The organism is Amycolatopsis sp. SID8362 (assembly GCF_010550475.1).
GTDB lineage: Bacteria > Actinomycetota > Actinomycetes > Mycobacteriales > Pseudonocardiaceae > Amycolatopsis > Amycolatopsis eburnea.
Genome location: NZ_JAAGNB010001570.1, coordinates 1 through 3012, shown reverse-complemented (window position 1 = coordinate 3012; position 3012 = coordinate 1). Strand labels below are relative to the sequence as shown.

Annotated in this window: 5 protein-coding genes; all 5 read left to right on the top strand. The window is 74.2% G+C overall.

Translation table 11 applies throughout. The annotated features are described in order from the left end of the window. Positions 1–356, top strand: a 356-nt coding sequence (locus G3I65_RS48610) for a DUF3459 domain-containing protein (RefSeq protein WP_160702353.1), incomplete at its 5' end; no start/stop codon positions are given. A 93-nt stretch (positions 357–449) separates the two neighbouring features. Further along, on the top strand, positions 450–638 hold the full coding sequence (locus G3I65_RS48605) for a hypothetical protein (protein ID WP_160702351.1): 189 nt from the start codon (positions 450–452) through the stop codon (positions 636–638). Beyond that, complete coding sequence (locus G3I65_RS48600) at positions 638–823, top strand: hypothetical protein (protein ID WP_160702349.1); 186 nt, start codon at positions 638–640, stop codon at positions 821–823. Before G3I65_RS48605 ends, G3I65_RS48600 begins: the two co-directional genes overlap by 1 nt. Positions 824–1096: 273 nt before the next feature. Further along, a complete protein-coding gene (locus tag G3I65_RS57975; RefSeq protein ID WP_239071904.1) occupies positions 1097–1243 on the top strand; it encodes a hypothetical protein in 147 nt (48 codons plus the stop codon). 24 nt (positions 1244–1267) lie between these two features. Beyond that, on the top strand, positions 1268–2839 hold the full coding sequence (gene ligD, locus G3I65_RS48590) for a non-homologous end-joining DNA ligase (protein WP_160702347.1): 1572 nt from the start codon (positions 1268–1270) through the stop codon (positions 2837–2839). Positions 2840–3012: the final 173 nt, after the last annotated feature.

Sequence of the window (3012 nt, the reverse complement as noted above, 5' to 3'; positions counted from 1 at the left end):
CACCGCCGTTCGGCTTCACCGCCGGCGACGCGCCGACGTGGCTGCCGCAGCCCGCCCACTGGGCGGCGCTGACCGCCGAAGCCCAGGCGGCGGACCCGGATTCGATGCTCGGCCTGTACCGCGCGGCCCTCGCCACGCGCCGCGAGCACCCCGCGCTGGGCGACGGGACGCTGACGTGGCTGCCCGCCCCGGACGGCGTGCTGTCCTTCGCGCGCGAGCCGGGGTTCGGGTGCGTGGTGAACCTGTCCGCCGAGCCGTACGAGCTGCCCGGCGACGCCCGGGTGCTGCTCGCGAGCGGCCCGCTCGACGACGGCCGCGTGCCTCCGGACAGCGCGGTGTGGCTCGCCAGGAGTTGAACGGGCACCGCGGGAAAGAGTTGGGTGTGAAGGCGGGCGCGGCGGGGTAACCGGTCGCGTCCACCGCACCCCGACCGAGCCGGAGGTCCTCCGATGCCCGTGCGCACCGCCGCCCCGCCCGCCACCGACGTCGTCGGCCTGGCGCTGGAAGTCCTCGCGGCACAAGGGTTGAACCGGACGGCCGCGCACACGGCCCTCGTGGCGATGGCGCGGGAGCGCGGCCTGCCGCTGACGCGCTGCGCGGAACTCGTCGTGGCCGCCGTCGACGGGCAGGTGGGCTGATGGCCGTGGCCGGCGGGTTTTCGCGGGCGGGGAACGGCGAGACGGCCTCGGTCGGCGGCGGAGTGCTGCTCGCGGTCGGGCTGGTGGTCGCGTTCTTCGGCTGGTTGTCGTGGTGGACGGCGGTGGGGATCGCGCTCGCCGCCGCCGGTGCGCTGTGGCTCACGGTCGCGGGCCGGCGCGAGTAATTCGCCGGTTCCGGGGAAAGCCTGCCGCAACCGAGTGAAGGAGGCCTTCCGTGCCGGACCGCGCGAGCTGTTCGCCGGGCTGGAAACGGCCGAAGGCGACCTGCGCCGGGACCGGTCGTCGAGGCGCGGCTCGGGGGAGGAGCACCGGGCCAAGGAACTGCTTCGACAAGCTCCTCGTGCAGCTGCGCGACGACGTGCTCGCACACGCCGAGCACGAAGAGCGGGAGGAGTTCCCGCTGCCGCGCCCACCGACCACCGGAACGGCTGCGCGTGATGGCCGCGACCGCCAAGCCGGCCGAAGCGGTGGGGCCGACCCGGCCGCACCCCGGCGTCGAAAGCGCGACGGCGAACCTGCTGCTCGGCCCGCCGGCGGCGATCATGGACCGGGCGCGAGACCTCATCCGCGGCGCGCTGAGCTGACCCCGGACTGGGTACCCCGTCGGCATGGCAGCCGCTCCGGGCCGCAAGCTGCGGCGTTACCAGGAGATGCGCGACTTCGAGCGCACCGCGGAGCCGTCCGGCGGGACTCCCACCGCGCCGGACGGCCACCGGTTCGTCGTGCAGCGCCACCGCGCGCGCCGGCTGCACTACGACTTCCGGCTCGAGCTGGGTGGTGTCCTGGTCAGCTGGGCGGTGCCGAAGGGGCCGACCCTGGACCCGAAGGCCCGCCGGCTGGCCGTGCACGTCGAAGATCACCCGGTCGAGTACGCCGACTTCGAAGGCGTGATCCCGCACGGCGAATACGGCGGCGGGGACGTCATCGTCTGGGACCGCGGCGAGTGGCGGCCGGTCGACGCCGACCCGGCGAAGGCGATCGAGGACGGCACCCTGCACTTCGACCTCGACGGTGAGAAGCTGGCCGGCCGGTTCGTGCTCGTCCGCACGAACCGCGGGGAGAAGGACCAGTGGTTCCTGCTGCACAAGCAGGACGAGCACGCCCGTACCGGCTGGGACGCCGAAGACCACCCGCGGTCGGTGAAGAGCGGCCGCACCAACGACGAGGTGGCGGCCGCGCCCGACGCGTTGTGGCACGGCGACCGGCCGGCGGGCGAGGCGGAAGAGGCAGTCGGGTTCCCGGCCGCGACCGGCGACGAGCTGGCCGCGCTCGACGCGCTCGGCGCGAAGGGCAAGTGGTCGGTCGGGGGCCGGGAGCTGGCACTGACGAACCTGGACAAGGTCCTCTTCCCAGCGGCGGGCGAGCCGGTGACGAAGCGGGACCTCATCCGCTACTACACGACAGTCGGGCCGGTGATGCTGCCGTACCTGGCCGGCCGCCCGCTCAACACGCAGCGCTTCCCGCAGGGCGTCACCGAACCCGGCTTCTGGCAGAAGGAAGTCCCGCGGCACGCGCCCGAGTGGCTGACGACCTGGCAAAACGAGCGCGCCGAGCCGGGGGAGAGCCGGCGCTACGTCGTCGCGGACAGCGTCGCGGCCCTGGCGTGGCTGGCGAACTACGGCGCCCTGGAGCTGCACGCCTGGACGTCGCGCGCGGCCGACGTCGACCACCCGACGTGGGTGCTGTTCGACATCGACCCGGGTCCGGAGACGACGTTCGCCGAGGTCCTGGAGCTGGCGCGGCTGCACCGCACGGCGCTGGCGCACTTCGGCCTCACCGGGCGGCCGAAGGTGACCGGGCAGCGCGGGATCCAGGTGTGGGTGCCGATCGCGCCGCACTGCACGTACGAACAGACCCGCGCGTGGGCCGAGACGGTGTCGAAGACGATCGGGCGGGTGCTCCCGGACCTGGTCAGCTGGGCGTGGACGAAGGACAAGCGCCGGGGACGGGCCCGCCTCGACTACACGCAGAACGTGCCGAACAAGACGCTGGTCGCGCCCTACAGCGTGCGGCCGCGGCCGGGCGCGCCGGTGTCGGTGCCGCTGGAGTGGGACGAGCTGGACGACCCGGAGCTGGCCCCGGACCAGTGGACGATCCGGGACGTCCCGGCCCGGCTGGCCGAGCGCGGCGACCCCTTCGCGGCGCTGGTCGGGCTGGAGCAGCGCCTGCCCGGGTTGTAGTGAATGACTCATTCATGTCGTCCGGTGACAGGAATGAGTCATTCACTGCATTCGGCGCCGGGACGGGTCAGGCGTGGACCGTCTCCAGCCGCCGGGGCTGCAGCCGGTCGAGGTCGGGGCGGGACAGGCGGGGGCGCCCGCCCGCGTGCTCGCTGGTCGCCGCGGCCGCCGCG